We start from the raw sequence: 15328 nt of genomic DNA on the forward strand, positions 1-15328 counted from the left end.
GATGAACTATCTCACAAAAGGCGCCTGACTTTAAGTTTGTTATCGATAATACTGAAAAGATACATCAGATATTCTTGGCCTGCGGCGCGGGCGAAGTCGTCGTGGCAGAACTTCACGACAACCGCGACGTTACGGCCAATCTGCAAGTGGCTGCCGAAGCCAAGAAAATGTTTGCCCGGTGCAGCAAGCGGTTATTCGGCTTGACATTTAAAGCGCGTCAGGCAGTAAATTGACCATGGGGCTGCGATCACCCCACGAGGCTACGGCTGAAGAATCGCGTCCGTGAAACCGAGCCAACGGAGGACGCGCTATGCCGTCATTTCTGGAAATTACACCCGACAAGCTCAATCGCATTATCGGCACGCTCAATTTGCCGACGATTATCGATGTCCGTAATGACGAGGATTTCGCTGCCGATCCCCGTCTTGTTCCCAGTTCGATCCGTCGCGACTATCGACTGGTAGCCGACTGGGCGAACGAACTGGCGGGGCCCACCATCATTCTCTGTCAGAAAGGACAGAAACTCGCCCACGGAGTTGCTGCCCATCTGCGCGTCGTCGGAAAGGAGGCAGAGGTCCTCGAAGGCGGGTTCGAAGCGTGGCGCAGCGCGAAGTACATGCTGGTCGCCGATGAAAAGCTGCCTCCCCGCGATGCCAAGGGGCGGACCGTATGGGTAACGAGGGCACGGCCGAAGATCGATCGTATCGCTTGCCCATGGCTGATTCGCCGCTTCATCGATCCCTCAGCAATCTTCCTGTTCGTTCCCGCAGCCGAAGTTTCGGCCGTCGGCGATCGCTTTAAAGCGACACCATTCGATATAGAGGATGTTTTCTGGAGTCATCGCGGCGAGCTGTGCACCTTCGATGTCATGATCGAGGAATTCGGCCTCGGCACAGAACCTCTCCTTCATCTTGCAACCATCGTTCGGGGCGCCGATACCGCCCGGCCGGACTTGGCACCTGAAGTGCCGGGGCTGCTTGCGGCCTCGCTTGGACTTTCGCGAATGTTCAACGACGACCTGCAGCAGTTGGAAGCCGGCATGGCGCTTTACGATGCCTTCTATCGTTGGTGTCGTGATGCGACGGAAGAGACGCACAATTGGCCAAATCCGAGGAAGATGTAAGAGACTATGACCGACCTCGCGAAAAATATAGCCGAGCGATCAAGCGAGGTTGATCGGGACATCGTTCCCCTCCATGAGGCCATTAAGGTCTGGATCCGCGTTGCTGCCCTGAGTTTCGGCGGACCGGCTGGGCAGATCGCCGTCATGCACCGTATCGTCGTCGACGAGAAGAAATGGGTGGGAGAGCACAGGTTCCTTCATGCCCTGAACTACTGCATGTTGCTGCCGGGTCCGGAAGCGCATCAGCTTGCCATCTATATCGGCTGGCTGTTGAACAGGACCCTTGGTGGGATCATCGCCGGCATTCTGTTCGTCCTGCCCGGCTTCCTGGCAATTCTCGCGCTCAGTTATGTTTACGTCCTGTTCGGGAACCTGACCTTTATCGAAGGGATGTTCTTCGGGCTCAAATGCGCCGTGCTGGCGGTCGTCGTCCAGGCGGTCTTTCGCATCGGGAGCCGAGCCCTCAAGAGCAGGACTATGGTTGCTTTGGCCGCCGCTGCCTTCGTGGCGATCTTCTTCCTGCATGTTCCGTTCCCCGTCATCATCGTTGGAGCTGGGATTATCGGCTACCTGGCCTCTCGGGCAGGGGTCGCCGCCTTCAAGATGGGCGGCGGTCATAAGTCGGGCTCGGGGACAATTCTGGAAGATAAGGACTCTGTTCTTGGCGAGGAGATCCCTTTGCACGCTCGACCAAACCTCGCCTGGTCTTTGAAGACCTCGGGTCTGCTGGCCGCCGCATGGCTCATTCCGGTTGCGGCCCTTCTGATGACGCTCGGCCCCGACAATGTCTTTTCCAAAATCGCGATATTCTTCAGCGAGATGGCAATCGTGACCTTTGGGGGCGCCTATGCCGTGCTGGCATATGTCGCACAGGAGGCCGTGCAGCAATTAGGCTGGCTGCGGCCGGGCGAGATGCTGGACGGTCTGGGGATGGCGGAAACGACCCCGGGACCGCTGATCATGGTCACGCAGTTCGTTGGTTTCCTGGCGGGTTATCGCAATCCCGGCACCCTTAGCCCCCTTGCGGCGGCGACCTTCGCTGCCATGCTGACAACATGGGTCACCTTTCTGCCAAGCTTCCTTTGGATTTTTGCAGGTGCGCCGTTCATCGAGAAGATGCGCGGCAATGTCGCGCTGACCGGCGCCATGTCTGCGATAACGGCAGCTGTAGTGGGCGTCATCCTCAATCTGGCGATTTGGTTCGGACTCCATGTGCTGTTCCGAGAGACCGCAAGCTTCACCTACGGCCCCTGGACGATGGATGTGCCCGTCCTTACCTCGCTTTCATTGCCCTCGCTGGTGCTGACCTTACTTGCCGCCATCGCCATATTTCGCCTGAAGATGTCGGTGATATCGACCTTATTGGCATCCGCAGCTTTGGGCGTTGGCTGGACTGTCTTCGTTTCTTGACGGAAGAAGTATTCGCGTCCTCAACCGCGCAAGGGCAGCCAAATGCCCATCAGCGTTACTGCCAACCCGACTAACATCGCCGTTTTAGCGCTCGACAGGTGCAAGTTCTGCAGATCGTGTTTGGAATGAAGACTGGCGGCAGTTTTAATAGTGCCCGTTTCGCCGCACACTGTGGAAGCCCCGATCGCCCTTCCGTTGGAATCTAGCATGGTCAATCTAGTCTTTTATAGTGATCAAATAATACCTGAGAACAGAAGAGTGGACCTCAAGCTTCTGTCAATGATGGCTGCTCTCAAATTGGGAAACCGGATCGGATACATTCCATCTGGCCCTGAACCGGACCGGCGCTTTTTTAACGACCGTAGGCAATATTATAATATCCACGGTATAGAGGTGTCGCTGTTCTATGATCCGGAAGGGTCGAGGGCTATCGAAGACAGAGAAGCGCTTTTCGCGTGCGATGGCATTCATCTGACGGGCGGTCACACTGCTGAATATCTACAGCGACTGCGACGAAGCGGGATGCTCTCGCTTCTGAGAGATTGGGCGCTCGGCGGCGGTGTTTTGATCGGGACCAGCGCCGGCGCCATTCTCATGACACCAACGATTGCCACCGACGCCCTATTCACAGATGAAATTCCGGAAGCTCTGGTCAAGGAAACGGCGCTCGACCTCGTGCCGTTCGAATTCTTTCCGCACCTGAACGAAAAGGCAAGCTATCTCAACGAGCTTATCCGTTACAGCAAGTTCACGAACCGACCAATTCTGGCGTGCAATGATGGGGATGGCATTGTCGTTTCGAACGGACGGGCGGATTGTATCGGAAAACCTGTTTGGATCGCAGACGGCGAGGTCAGGCACGCAAACGACATCACTCTCGACGGACTGGTCCTTTCGCAGGACTCCTAAAGCACTTTAGGTAAAGTAAAACATGCTGATCGGCTCGTGTCATTGCGGCAAGGCGGGCTGGACGCTCGAAGGCGATCCAGGCTCGATTACCGCCTGCAACTGTACGCTCTGCCGGCGCTACGGCACGCTATGGGCCTATGATTACGAAGGAGAGCGTGTCTCCGTCACGGGCCGGACTGCCTCCTATATCCGCGCCGGCAAGGACAGGCCGTCTCTCGAAATACTGTTCTGCCCGTCCTGCGCCTGCGTGGTGAGCTGGCGCGGCGTGAGGCCGCAAAAGGATGGCCGCCGGCGCATGGAGGTCAATGTTCGGCTGGCGCCGCCGGATCTCGTTGCCGACCTGCCGATCGATCACTTCGATGGGCTCGACACGTTTGAAGATCTTCCTTCCGACGGACGATGCGTGCGCGATCTCTGGTCTTGATCGCGAACCAAGATTGTCTCAGTTCGCCAGCACCCGTGGCGAGGGGAAGGTGATCTCAACCAGCGTACCTTCGTTCGGAGCCGAGTTGATCGAGAAAGTGGCGCGGTTGGCGTCGACCATCGCCTTGGTCAGAGGCAGTCCCAGGCCCGTGCCATCGCCGCGCTTGCGGGAATTGGTGGCCACCTGCCGGAAGGGCTTCATCGCCTGCTCCAGCTCCGAGCGTGTCATGCCGACGCCGGTATCGCGGATGCGCAGGACGACGCTGCCATTGCCCTCATACGCAGTCGACACCACGATCTGGCCGCCCGATGGCGTGAAGCGGATGGCGTTCGAAAGGATGTTCAGCGCAATCTGCTTGATCGAGCGCAGGTCGGCTACGACATTCGGCACGGCTTGCGACAGAGCGGTGCGGATGATAACGCGCTGGCTATTGGCCTGCGGCTGCACCAGCGACACCGCTTCGGTAATCGCTTCGTTCAGGCCGACCGAAGCGAAATCCAGATCCATCTCGCCGGCTTCGATCTTCGAGATATCGAGAAGGTCGTTCACGATGTCGAGCACGTGGCGGCCGGAGCGGCCGATATCGGTCGCATATTCGATGTAGCGTGAGTGACCGATCGGCCCGAAGCGCTCGCCGGCCATCATGTCGGAAAAGCCGATGATGGCGTTGAGCGGCGTGCGGATTTCATGGCTCACTCGGGCAAGGAAATCCGTCTTGTGGGCATTGGCGGTTTCCGCGGCGCGCTTGGCGTTGCGCAGCTCTTCTTCGGTGCGCTTCCATTGCGTGATGTCGCGGATGACGGCGCAATAGCCGTTCGACGAGTTCAGCCGGCCCATGGTCATGAACAGCGGCACGAAGCCGCCGGAAGCCTCGCGTCCGATCACCTCGCGGCCGTCGTTCAGAACACTGGCGACGCCATGGCCTGATAGGCCGCTGAGATAATCGAGCACAGCCTTCTGGCTTTCATGCGCAAACAGCATGACGAAGGGTTTACCGCGGGTTTCCTGGTCGTCATAGTTGAACAGCGCGCTCGCAGAGCGGTTCATCGAGCGTATTTCGCCCTCCTGGCCGATGATGATCACGCCATCCGTCGCCGTCTCCAGCGTCGAGCGCAGCTCCTCGATCTCCACCTGCAACTTGGCGACCTTTTCGAGGATGCGCTCGGGGCGGGCTTCTTCAGGAATTGGCTGCGGCGGTGCCGGCGGCTCGCTTCTTTCCACCGGCATCAACGCCAGCATCAAGGCTGTGCCGTCTTCCCACCGGATCGACTGCAGCCGAGCCGTCACCGGCACCAGGGCATCGTCGGCGCGCACGACCATCATCGCGCCGGGCTGCTCGGTCTTGCCTTCCAGATCGTTGCGCTGCAACAGCGCATCCAACCCGCCGACCTGTTCGAGTTCATCGAGGCTGTCATAGCCGGTCAGCCGTAGGAATTCCGGATTGCCGTGGATGAGGCGGTCACCGGCGTGGATGAGGATCGCGAGCGGCAGCTGGTCGACGATGTCCGACGACAGGCCCGTGCGCATCTTCACGCGTGACGGAATGGCGTTGTTCAGGACATCGAGGGGGTCGAAATCCTCCTCCGGCTCGGCTGATGCCGGCGCAACTTCAGCGGTAGCCTCGTTATCCGTTTTCGGGCCATCATCATCCGTCGCTTCAATGAACGTCACGACCGGCGGCGATGCTTTTTCTTCTACACCTGGTATAGCCGGCTGCTGGTCGTCGACATGGCCATTTTCATCGCCCGTTTCGGAGGTCTCGGAAAGGATTTCGTCTGCCGCATTCGGTTGCGGCGGGGTGTCGGCACCGTCCTCATGCCGTTCGTCACCAGGCTGCTCCCCAGACGGTTCCGCGCGTTTGCCCAAAGGCTCAAGCTGTCGGGCTATTTCGCGGAAGGCTGCCTGTTCACTGAGTGAAAGGCCGGTCTGCGTCAATGCCCGGCGCTCATGCAGGCGAACGACCTTGTCCGACTCGCGACGGTTCGGCGTGTCGGAAATTCGCAGGGCGGGCGGTTCGTAAGTGGGAACCGGGTCGGTGTCTGCGCTATCCTGAGCGGAGCTCTCTAGTTCTTCTGGCGCCGGAGGGGATTCAACTTCGGGGGCGATGTGCTCGTTCGATACCGCCTCTGCTTCCGGGGGAATTTCGGCATCCGTCGCGGCGTCGTCAGCCGCCTGCGTGCCGAGAGCCATCCCGCGTTTCATCGGATCTTCGACGGCATCCGCCAGACGGACGACGCCAAAGCCCCTGAAGCCATCGAATTCGCGGCTGCGCGTATAGGTCGGCAGGGCGGCAAGGTCGACCGGCACGGTCAGGCTCGTCCCTTCCACCGGCCAGTAGATCGTGCGGCCGGACCATGTGTCGCGCCGCGCCAATAGTTCCGCGATCTTGCCGTCCGGATCGAGATTGAAACGGCGGGCCACATCGGCAAACGCCGTGCCGGCTATCTGGGCGGCATGCGGCCCCACCGCATCGGCAAATTCGCGCGAAACCTCGCTGAAATTACCAGCGGCATCGATCTTCCAGACGAAACGAGTGGCGCGTCCGTTGCGCTTGAAATTGAAACCTTGTGCGGGCGTGTTTTCGGTATCTGCATGGGCTTCTCGCGAAGACGGCTCTGTAGCTGCCGTCGCCTCTGCGGCAGCATTGTCTCCGCCATCCCTCACGGTTTCCGGCTGATGCTCATCGGCGTGAGCTTCGGTCTCGGCCATTGCGTCGGTCGCGATATCCGCATTGGCAGCCGCTTCCGTTCCGGCTTCGATCGAGCTTCCGGAGGCCGAGACCGCCTCCGCTTGTTCGTCCTCCCGATATTCCGGGGTTTCGTCCAGCTCCTCAATGCCTGCCACCGCATCGATGACGTCGCCGAAGGGTGCATTCGGAGCGAGGGATTGTTCTTCGTCCGGCACTGCTGCCTCAAGCTCCTTGCGGACTTCCTCCGCCTGCGGTTCGCTGGCCGCAGCGGGGCGGGCTTCGTCGGCAAGACTTTCCGTCGGGTCGAGATGGCCAAGCACCGTTTCGACGACGAACAGCAGGTGCAGCGCCGGGATTTCGGAAAGCTTGCCGATGGCGGCGGGCAGATAACCACGCCCGGTCGGGATCGGTCGCTTGATCAGCCGATCCGGCTGTGCGCCGGCCATGGTCGTCATCATCCGCGCGGTCTGCGGCGTTACGCCAAGCGTCCTGAAGCCGGCTGAGGCGGTAACGATCTCGCCATCGCGGCCGATGACGGCCATATGGGTATCGGGATCGTCGAACCCATCGATCATGCGCTTGGCGCATTCGGCTGATGTGAGCGGCTTTGAGGAAACCGGAGAGGAGAACAGCACCGCTTCTTCGCCGGCCTGGATGCGGATGAGTTCGACAGCCGCATTGACGACGGCCCGCTGGAAGCCCGAAGCCATGCGGATCAGAAATGTGCGCTGGTCGCCCACCGCACCGAGGCCACGCGCGGTCGCCTCGATCTGGCGAAACGAGATGTCGCCGGACTTCGGTCCCTGCTCGATGAAATCGTAAATGATGTTATAGCCAAAAAGGTTGGCGCCGGCGGCGTTTGCCCATAGCACGCGATCCATGCCGGTCGAGAACATGACCATGGCTTCACCGCGCGCGAAACGCTCCCGAACGCGGGGATGCACGGCAATGTCAATGAACGGATATTGAATTGCGGGCATTTTCCAACCTGTTTTGCGGGCGTAACCGCCTCTCGTGATTTAACGGTTTATTAATAACGGCACCCCGCTTTTCGGTCCAGCGAACGGTCCATTTTTCGGCCGGAAAGGTTAACGCCTTGTGCGGCGCACAATTATGTTGCACTGCACAATAATTTATATTATATACTCCTCACACAGGTTCACGGCGGCCCCCGCAGGGAGGCCCTTTTAGGAGCATAATCATGGCTACTGTAAAGAAAGACGACGTTTTTTCAACGGCGGCATTCGACCCGTCCAAGTTCTCCGAATCCTTCCGCGACTTCGCGGAAAAGGGCGCTGCCCAGTCCAAGGAAGCCTTTGCAAAGCTGAAGGCCGCCACCGAAGAGGCAGGCAAGACGGTTGAAGCAACCGTTCAGACTGCACAGGCTGGTTCCGTAGAAATCGGCCTCAAGGCTATCGACGTTCTGCGCACCAATGCTGAAAGCTCGCTGGCTCACATGGAAGCCCTGCTTCGCGTCAAGTCAGCGGCGGAACTCTTCGAACTTCAGAGCGCTTTCATCCGCAAGCAGGCCGAAGTTACCGTCGAGCAGGCCAAGGCTATTCAGGACACCACCAAGAAGGTTGCTGAAAAGCTGGCAAAGCCCGCCAAGGACGCCGCTGAAAAGGCAATGGCCTCCTTCAAGGCCTAATCATTTCCGACAAGCCTCCCAAGGCACGAATGTCCCGTTCCCAGGTGAAAGCCTGGGGCGGGACTTTTCGTTTACAGCAGAAGCCGGCCTGGCCGGTATCTGGCTGCGCATCATCATTTGGATATCTGCAAAGCTTTTTCATATTGCGGGGAGATAGGACTTGAAATAATTTCAAAGTCCTCGTATGTCACCCCCGTTCGCGGCGACGCGAGCAAGTGCGGTTGTAGCTCAGTTGGTTAGAGCGCAGGTTTGTGGCACCTGAGGTCGGAGGTTCGAGACCCCCCAACCGTACCATTTTCTCCCCGGTTCGTTCGTAGAAGATACCGACGCCTTTGGCCTCGCGGGCCTACTTCTTGTCTTCAGGCTTCTTCGAGACATGGCCGGGCGATATCGGATCGCTTGCCGGAAAAGTCTCCTCCAGCGCTTCCTCCAGATAATCGTCCTGTTCCTTGTGTTCTTTCTCGTCCAGTTTCTGCTGCTTCTTGTCGCTCATCGTCCTGGCTCCTGATCTCTCCGCGAAAATACTAAGCTTCACCCGGCCTTTGTCCAGAAGCAAGGCGTGAGGGTGGCGAACCGCGTCTCTATCGCAAACGCTGCCCGCATGCCCAAATTATCTTGGAACCGTCGGCATCGCTCATCGTTGTGTCCATATCGGCAAGCAGACGAAAGGAGCGGGCATGTCTGTACCGAACGAGCCTATTCCCGATACGCCTCCGATGCCGGAGCCAGGCTGGGCGCCGAAGCCGCCGATCGGAGAGCCGGAGCCGGACAGGTTGCCGGATGAAGTTCCCGTGCCCAACCCCGACGAGAACGAGGAGCCGCCGAAGCATGCGGAGGCTCAACCGCCGCATGCGCCATCATGGTGGCGCAGCTTAATGCCGTGACCATTGCCTCCGAGCCGGAGGCGCCTCCATCGGCGTTATTTACAGGAAGATCCGCCGCTCCTCGCTGACCAGCTCCTGCAAAAAGTCCGCGACAGTGCGCACACGCACGAGATCGCGGGCGCTTTCATGATAGGTCGTCCAGTAGGCACGCTTGATAGAGACATCCGGTAGAATACGGGTCAGCTCCGGAAACTGCCGGGCAATATAATCATGCAGAATGCCGACGCCTGCGCCGGAACGCACTGCTTCCGTCTGGCCGATGGCGGTGGAGATCTCGAAAGAGGCGTCCCAGCTGCGCATGATCTCGCCGGAAAAATTGAGCGATGCCGTAAAGATCAGGTCTTCGACATAGCCGACGCGCGGATGCAGCTTCAGCGCCTCGACGCTGTCGGGCAATCCTGCCTGCTCGAGATAGGCTTTCGAGGCATAGAGCCCGAGCGTGTAATCCGTCAGTTTCGATGAGACCAAACGTCCTTGCTCCGGCCGTTCCAGCGTGATGGCGATATCGGCCTCGCGCTGCGACAGCGAGAAGGAGCGGGGAACGGGCACGAGCTGAATGCGCAGCTCCGGATAGCGGGCGATCAGCCGCCCGAGCCGCGGCGCGAGGAAAGAAACCCCGAAGCCGTCGGGCGCGCCGATGCGCACGGTCCCTGTGATCGCGCTGTCGAGGTGACCGACGCTTGCCTGCGCGCGCAGCATCTCAGTTTCCATGCGCTCTGCCGCGTGAAGGAAGATTTCGCCTTCCGCCGTCAGGTCGCAGCCATTGGTGCGGCGCACCAGCAGCCGCGTCTTCAGCCGTTCCTCCAGCGTCGTCACGCGGCGGGAGAGGGTGGCGTGGTTGACGCCCAGCCGTTTCGAAGCAGCCAGGATCTGGCCCGTGCGCGCCACAGCCAAAAACATGCGGACGTCATCCCAATCCATCAGCACACATCCTTTTGCGCGTTCGGCCTTTGGTCTCGCGCATGTCGTTATCGCAAAAACCGCTATACACTTTTACGCGACATGCTTTCGGACTTTAATTTTTGCACAACGGTTGCTTATAACAGCTCATTGATTTGTGCAAATTGAAGTGCCATCCTGTCAGCATCCAAGAAAACGAGGAGGCACATCCATGCGTGAGATCGGTCATTTCATCGGCGGCAAGCACGTCGCCGGCACGAGCGGACGCACGAGCAACGTCTATAACCCGGCAACCGGCGAAGTGCAGGCAACCGTCGCGCTCGCGAACGTTGACGAACTGCGCGCAGCCGTCGAAAATGCCAAGGCTGCGCAGCCGAAATGGGCCGCCACCAACCCGCAGCGCCGCGCCCGCGTTTTCTTCAAGTTCGTCGAACTGCTGAACCAGAACATGGATGAGCTGGCGACCCTGCTTTCTTCGGAGCACGGCAAGACGGTCGAGGATTCCAAGGGCGATATCATCCGCGGCCTCGAAGTCTGCGAATTTGTCTGCGGCATTCCGCATCTGCAAAAGGGTGAGTTCACCGAAGGCGCCGGCCCGGCTATCGACATGTACTCCATCCGCCAGCCGGTCGGTGTCGGCGCCGGCATCACGCCGTTCAACTTCCCAGGCATGATCCCGATGTGGATGTTCGCGCCGGCGATCGCGTGCGGCAACGCCTTCATCCTGAAGCCGTCAGAGCGCGATCCGTCCCTGCCGATCCGCCTTGCTGAACTGATGATCGAAGCCGGCCTGCCGGCAGGCATCCTCAACGTGGTCAATGGCGACAAGGCTGCCGTCGATGCCATCCTGACGGATCCGGATATCGCTGCCGTTTCCTTCGTCGGCTCCACGCCGATCGCCCGCTACGTCTATGGCACGGCCGCGATGAACGGCAAGCGCGCCCAGTGCTTCGGCGGCGCCAAGAACCACATGATCATTATGCCCGACGCCGATATGGACCAGGCCGTCAATGCCCTGATGGGCGCGGGCTACGGCTCGGCCGGCGAGCGTTGCATGGCGGTGTCGGTCGCGGTTCCGGTCGGCGAGGAGACGGCCAACCGTCTCGTCGAGAAGCTGGTTCCGAAGATCGAATCCCTGCGCATCGGCCCCTATACCGATGAGAAGGCCGACATGGGCCCGCTGGTCACCAAGGATGCCTATAACCGCGTCAACGGCCTGATCGACCGTGGCGTCGAAGAAGGCGCCAAGCTGGTCGTCGACGGCCGCGGCTTCAAGCTGCAGGGTTATGAAGACGGCTATTTCGTCGGCGGCACGTTGTTCGACCACGTCAAGCCGGAGATGGACATCTACAAGACCGAGATCTTCGGGCCGGTTCTGTCGGTCGTTCGCGCCAAGAACTACGAGGATGCCCTCGACCTGCCGATGAAGCACGAATACGGCAACGGCGTCGCCATCTACACCCGTGACGGCGATGCAGCTCGCGATTTCGCTTCGCGCATCAATATCGGCATGATCGGCGTCAACGTTCCGATCCCGGTTCCGCTTGCCTACCACTCCTTCGGCGGCTGGAAGGCTTCGAGCTTCGGTGACCTTAACCAGCACGGCACGGACTCGATCAAGTTCTGGACGCGCACGAAGACGATCACCGCGCGCTGGCCGTCCGGTATCAAGGATGGCGCCGAATTCGTCATGCCGACGATGAAATAAGCATCGCAATCATTGGCTTCCATCGGCCGTCGTCCGGAATTTTTTCGGACGGCGGCTTTTTTATTGCGTTTGTTTTCGATGGAGTCATCTTGTCAGGGCCGCTGTTTTCATTTAGAACAAAACAAGAACAACGGGAGGGCCGCGCGATGGCCGTGACCTATCAGATCGACTATCTCGAATTTCCGTCGAAAGACGGCCTGAAGACACGCCGCTTCTTCGAGGAAGCCTTCGACTGGAGCTTTGTCAGCTATGGGCCGACTTACCATGTCATCGAAGCAGCCGGAATAGATGCCGGCATAGACGGGGACGCAGGAGAGGCCGCCGGCACGCCTTTGCCCGTCGTGCGCACCACCGATCTGGAAGCTGCTCAGCGTGCCGTCGAATTCGCCGGCGGCGTCATCACCCGCCCCGCTTTCGATTTTCCCGGCGGTCGGCGTTTTCATTTCCGTGAGCCGGGCGGCTGCGAAATGGCGGTCTGGATTTCCGTGCCATGAGTGAGTTGGCGCCGTTGTGGCATTAAGGTTGCAGTCTTGCTGCAAATTGCCCGTTCGCGCCTCAAGTGCGGTAAGCCTGTATTTTTCCGTTGATCGGCGGTCGTTTTCCTGATCTCAAATGCAATGTTAAGGCGAGTGACGTGCCGCGCAACACGTCGCCCAACGTCTGGTGCTTACTTGGAGTGCCGGTGGGAACGCTCGTCCTCTTGTGGGGTAGGGGAACATAGCATGGCAGTTGTTGAGCAAGATTATCCGCTGGGCGGAAGCCCTTTTTTCCAAAGAGCTTCCTTCACAGGCAACGCTTCGGAATATTTCGGCATCTGGATCGTCAATATTCTGCTGACGATTGTTACGCTGGGTATTTATTCGGCCTGGGCAAAGGTCCGCCGGAACCGGTATTTCTATGGGAATACGGTCATTCTGGACCACAGTTTCGAATATCATGCCAAGGGTAAGCAGATATTGATCGGCCGGCTGATCGTATTCGGCGTTTTCTTGGTGTTGAATGTACTTTCGCATATTGCGCCGCTGGCGGTTTTGGTGATCTGGCCCGTCTTGCTGGTGGTATTCCCATGGTTCCTCATGCGCGGCCTTCGGTTCAATGCGCGGGTTACGAGCTATCGCAATGTGCGCTTCGATTTCGTTGGGACCTATGGCGGTGCATTCAAAGCAATCTTCCTCGGCGCTCTGGTAACGATTGTATCGTTTGGGCTACTGTCCCCGATCGCAAGCCGATGGTTCTATAAATATATCTTCGACAATCTGCGCTATGGCGATCGGCCGTTCTCGACCGAGCCGCGATTGGGCGCGCTCTACGAGGCCCTCGTCACCGTAATCGCGATTATGATCGTAAGCATCGTGATATTGGGAGTTGTAAGCGCTTTCGCGATCGGTTTCAGCAGCAACTCGATGGGACCGGGAATGGGCAGCCTCAGCCTGTGGCATTGGATGATTGTGCTTATTTTCCCGATTTACCTATTCGCTGGTCTTTATTACCGCGCGACGGTGCGCAACATCGTCTGGTCGGCGGCAACGGTCGATCATCGTCATGAGCTCAGAAGCGATCTTGGTCGCCGGCGCTATGCGTGGATTGCGATTTCCAATGTCGTCGTCACCTTGGTAACTCTCGGATTGATGCGCCCGTGGGCGGCGGTGCGCATGCAGCGCTTCTTGGCAGAGCATACGGCGATCAGTATCAATGGCGAAATCGGCGTCGTGTTCGACCAGATCCGCTCGACCGGCAACGCGATCAGCGCGGAATATCTCGATGTCGATGGATTCGACTTTGGCTTCTGATCCGCAGACGATCGCGACGGGTGTCTGGCATCCGCCGCATTCCAGCCGGGAGGTTCCGTCCCGGCTGATGGATATCGGCGGGTCTCTCATGGTGCTCTCGTCTGAAGAGGATGAGGAAGACAAGCGGCTTGCCTGGGGTATCCGCTCGGATATCGAGGTCAGCCCGCGCGTCGGCTCCATCCCGCGTCGCATTGTGTTCGGAAATGAATCGGTTTTTGAAACCTGCGATAATGACGCTGTCGATGCTTACCTGCGAAGCCGCGGCGAGGGACGCAGTGGTTTCGTTCATGGACTTGAGATCGTTCGTCCCCGTCTGATCGCCTTTGCTCTTGCGACGATCGTCCTTGCTTCGGTCATCTATCGCTATGCCCTGCCGATCTTGGTGGAGGTTGCGGTGCTGGCGACGCCGCCCGTGGTGCCGGAGATGATGTCGGCAGGGACGCTGAAGACATTGGACCAGGTGACCTTCGGCCCCAGCAAGCTGCCGGCGGCACAGCAGACGGAAATTCGCAATGATTTCGCCACGATAGCTGCAAATGCGGAAGGTGGTGCCGGCCGTTACCATCTGAATTTCCGCGATGGCGGCCTGATCGGTCCGAACGCCTTCGCGCTGCCGGACGGAAACCTCGTTCTGACTGACCAATTGGTCGAACTCGCCGGCGGTGATAAGGAACTGATTGCAGCTGTGCTTGGTCACGAGATCGGTCACGTCGAATACAGGCACAGCCTGCGTCAGCTTTACCGTGCCGCGGGTGTTGCGGGTCTCGTGCTTCTGATAGCTGGTGACGTCGGTTCCGGCATTCAGGACCTATTGACGCAAGGCGGCGGCCTACTTGCGCTTTCCTATTCCCGCGAGGCGGAGGCACAGGCCGATCGCCGCTCTGTCGAGTTGATGCAGGCGGCGGGCATGGATCCGACGGCACTCTCACGGTTCTTCGATATCCTTGAAACGAAACTTGGCGATCATAGCAGCACCAGCATGCTCTCAACCCATCCGGGGACGCCCGAGCGCAAGCAGGCGATCCTTGATTATGCCAGTGAGCTCAAGGAGAAGGGGACGAAGCCGAAGGGGTGAGGAGCTCAGGCTTTCTAAATAAGCTGAATATGAATTTCATATTTTGGAATTGTTCAAAACTAAGAAAGCCACTATATACGGGGCCAGCCCCTAAGCAGCCTCGATTCCAGGAGATCGGCATGCGTTTGACCAAGCAGACCAATTACGCAGTGCGCATGCTGATGTATTGCGCCGCTAATGAAGGCCATCTGAGCCGAATTCCGGAAATCGCCAGGGCATACAGCGTATCTGAGCTGTTTCTCTTTAAGATTCTGCAGCCCTTGACCAAGGCTGGCCTTGTCGAAACGGTGCGTGGCCGCAATGGCGGCGTGCGCCTTGGCAAGCCGGCGACCGATATCAGTCTGTTCGATGTCGTCCGTGTTACCGAAGACAGTTTCGCCATGGCGGAATGCTTCGAGGATGGCGTGGTGGAATGCCCACTGGTCGATAGCTGCGGCCTCAACTCGGCGTTGCGCAAGGCGCTCAATGCTTTCTTCGACGTTCTGACCGAATATTCCATCGACGACCTTGTCAAGGCTCGCCCGCAGATCAACTTTCTCCTCGGCCTTACCGACAAAGATCACAAGGCGATTGCGAAGAAGCCGGTGGTTGCAGCCCCGGCCGCCTGATCAGTCCTCTGAAATTCGAACATGTTTCAGTCCGCAGTTACCGCCGGTAGCTGCGGATTTTCGTTTGTATTGCCTCCTATCCGGGCAATAGGCGGTTGGCGGATTGAAAGAGCAAAACGGCAAATCGTTCTGAATCTGCTAAAGGCATGCAAATTTTTGC

Annotated in this window: 15 protein-coding genes and 1 tRNA gene; 13 read left to right on the top strand and 3 right to left on the bottom strand. The window is 58.8% G+C overall.

The genetic code is table 11. From position 1 onward, the window contains the following. Positions 1-101: 101 nt before the first annotated feature. The 5 genes from FHX05_RS30755 (at position 102) to FHX05_RS10670 (ending at position 3866) form a co-directional block, all read left to right on the top strand. Positions 102-233, top strand: a complete 132-nt coding sequence (locus tag FHX05_RS30755; RefSeq protein WP_281411850.1) for a hypothetical protein — start codon at positions 102-104, stop codon at positions 231-233. 77 nt (positions 234-310) lie between these two features. Continuing rightward, entirely contained in the window at positions 311-1123 is an 813-nt protein-coding gene (locus tag FHX05_RS10655) for a sulfurtransferase/chromate resistance protein (RefSeq protein WP_183711058.1), read from the top strand. 6 nt (positions 1124-1129) lie between these two features. After that, positions 1130-2533: a chromate efflux transporter gene (gene chrA / locus FHX05_RS10660; protein ID WP_183871542.1), complete on the top strand. Its 1404-nt coding sequence runs from the start codon at positions 1130-1132 to the stop codon at positions 2531-2533. Positions 2534-2740: 207 nt separating this feature from the next. Next, positions 2741-3442: a Type 1 glutamine amidotransferase-like domain-containing protein gene (locus FHX05_RS10665; RefSeq protein WP_112608283.1), complete on the top strand. Its 702-nt coding sequence runs from the start codon at positions 2741-2743 to the stop codon at positions 3440-3442. 22 nt (positions 3443-3464) lie between these two features. Beyond that, positions 3465-3866 carry a GFA family protein gene (locus FHX05_RS10670; protein ID WP_183871544.1) on the top strand — a complete coding sequence of 134 codons (402 nt, stop codon included), beginning with the start codon at positions 3465-3467 and terminating at the stop codon, positions 3864-3866. Between the two features lie 18 nt (positions 3867-3884). Here the strand turns inward: FHX05_RS10670 and FHX05_RS10675 are convergent, their stop codons facing one another. Continuing rightward, on the bottom strand, positions 3885-7535 hold the full coding sequence (locus FHX05_RS10675; protein WP_183871546.1) for an ATP-binding protein: 3651 nt from the start codon (positions 7533-7535) through the stop codon (positions 3885-3887). Between the two features lie 221 nt (positions 7536-7756). On the opposite strand from FHX05_RS10675, the gene FHX05_RS10680 reads away from it, so the two are divergent. Continuing rightward, the gene (locus FHX05_RS10680) at positions 7757-8203 is read left to right on the top strand and encodes a phasin (RefSeq protein WP_183871548.1); all 447 of its coding nucleotides are present in this window, start codon (positions 7757-7759) and stop codon (positions 8201-8203) included. Positions 8204-8420: 217 nt separating this feature from the next. Beyond that, positions 8421-8497 (top strand) — tRNA-His (locus FHX05_RS10685). 52 nt (positions 8498-8549) lie between these two features. Here FHX05_RS10685 and FHX05_RS10690 read toward each other — a convergent pair. Further along, positions 8550-8696 carry a hypothetical protein gene (locus FHX05_RS10690; RefSeq protein WP_015338868.1) on the bottom strand — a complete coding sequence of 49 codons (147 nt, stop codon included), beginning with the start codon at positions 8694-8696 and terminating at the stop codon, positions 8550-8552. Between the two features lie 184 nt (positions 8697-8880). On the opposite strand from FHX05_RS10690, the gene FHX05_RS10695 reads away from it, so the two are divergent. Further along, on the top strand, positions 8881-9087 hold the full coding sequence (locus tag FHX05_RS10695) for a hypothetical protein (protein ID WP_183711050.1): 207 nt from the start codon (positions 8881-8883) through the stop codon (positions 9085-9087). A 39-nt stretch (positions 9088-9126) separates the two neighbouring features. On the opposite strand, the gene FHX05_RS10700 is transcribed toward FHX05_RS10695, so the two are convergent. Then, positions 9127-10008, bottom strand: a complete 882-nt coding sequence (locus FHX05_RS10700; protein WP_132715875.1) for a LysR family transcriptional regulator — start codon at positions 10006-10008, stop codon at positions 9127-9129. A gap of 190 nt (positions 10009-10198) precedes the next feature. On the opposite strand from FHX05_RS10700, the gene FHX05_RS10705 reads away from it, so the two are divergent. The 5 genes from FHX05_RS10705 (at position 10199) to rirA (ending at position 15168) form a co-directional block, all read left to right on the top strand. Next, on the top strand, positions 10199-11695 hold the full coding sequence (locus FHX05_RS10705; protein ID WP_112335341.1) for a CoA-acylating methylmalonate-semialdehyde dehydrogenase: 1497 nt from the start codon (positions 10199-10201) through the stop codon (positions 11693-11695). A gap of 146 nt (positions 11696-11841) precedes the next feature. Beyond that, complete coding sequence (locus FHX05_RS10710; protein WP_015338872.1) at positions 11842-12189, top strand: VOC family protein; 348 nt, start codon at positions 11842-11844, stop codon at positions 12187-12189. Between the two features lie 228 nt (positions 12190-12417). Then, a complete protein-coding gene (locus tag FHX05_RS10715) occupies positions 12418-13485 on the top strand; it encodes a YjgN family protein (RefSeq protein WP_183872426.1) in 1068 nt (355 codons plus the stop codon). Continuing rightward, entirely contained in the window at positions 13457-14560 is a 1104-nt protein-coding gene (locus tag FHX05_RS10720) for a M48 family metallopeptidase (protein WP_183871550.1), read from the top strand. Before FHX05_RS10715 ends, FHX05_RS10720 begins: the two co-directional genes overlap by 29 nt. 119 nt (positions 14561-14679) lie before the next feature. Beyond that, entirely contained in the window at positions 14680-15168 is a 489-nt protein-coding gene (rirA, locus tag FHX05_RS10725) for an iron-responsive transcriptional regulator RirA (RefSeq protein ID WP_015338873.1), read from the top strand. Positions 15169-15328: the final 160 nt, after the last annotated feature.

It is taken from the genome of Rhizobium sp. BK491, from assembly GCF_014194925.1.
In the GTDB taxonomy this organism is placed as follows: Bacteria; Pseudomonadota; Alphaproteobacteria; order Rhizobiales; family Rhizobiaceae; genus Rhizobium.

Bases quoted from the DNA above. Each gene is read 5' to 3' on its own strand.
- FHX05_RS10655 (WP_183711058.1), top strand. From the start codon at position 311: ATGCCGTCATTTCTGGAAATTACACCCGACAAGCTCAATCGCATTATC.
- chrA (WP_183871542.1), top strand. From the start codon at position 1,130: ATGACCGACCTCGCGAAAAATATAGCCGAGCGATCAAGCGAGGTTGAT.
- FHX05_RS10665 (WP_112608283.1), top strand. From the start codon at position 2,741: ATGGTCAATCTAGTCTTTTATAGTGATCAAATAATACCTGAGAACAGA.
- FHX05_RS10670 (WP_183871544.1), top strand. From the start codon at position 3,465: ATGCTGATCGGCTCGTGTCATTGCGGCAAGGCGGGCTGGACGCTCGAA.
- FHX05_RS10675 (WP_183871546.1), bottom strand. From the start codon at position 7,535: ATGCCCGCAATTCAATATCCGTTCATTGACATTGCCGTGCATCCCCGC.
- FHX05_RS10680 (WP_183871548.1), top strand. From the start codon at position 7,757: ATGGCTACTGTAAAGAAAGACGACGTTTTTTCAACGGCGGCATTCGAC.
- FHX05_RS10690 (WP_015338868.1), bottom strand. From the start codon at position 8,696: ATGAGCGACAAGAAGCAGCAGAAACTGGACGAGAAAGAACACAAGGAA.
- FHX05_RS10695 (WP_183711050.1), top strand. From the start codon at position 8,881: ATGTCTGTACCGAACGAGCCTATTCCCGATACGCCTCCGATGCCGGAG.
- FHX05_RS10700 (WP_132715875.1), bottom strand. From the start codon at position 10,008: ATGGATTGGGATGACGTCCGCATGTTTTTGGCTGTGGCGCGCACGGGC.
- FHX05_RS10705 (WP_112335341.1), top strand. From the start codon at position 10,199: ATGCGTGAGATCGGTCATTTCATCGGCGGCAAGCACGTCGCCGGCACG.
- FHX05_RS10710 (WP_015338872.1), top strand. From the start codon at position 11,842: ATGGCCGTGACCTATCAGATCGACTATCTCGAATTTCCGTCGAAAGAC.
- FHX05_RS10715 (WP_183872426.1), top strand. From the start codon at position 12,418: ATGGCAGTTGTTGAGCAAGATTATCCGCTGGGCGGAAGCCCTTTTTTC.
- FHX05_RS10720 (WP_183871550.1), top strand. From the start codon at position 13,457: ATGTCGATGGATTCGACTTTGGCTTCTGATCCGCAGACGATCGCGACG.
- rirA (WP_015338873.1), top strand. From the start codon at position 14,680: ATGCGTTTGACCAAGCAGACCAATTACGCAGTGCGCATGCTGATGTAT.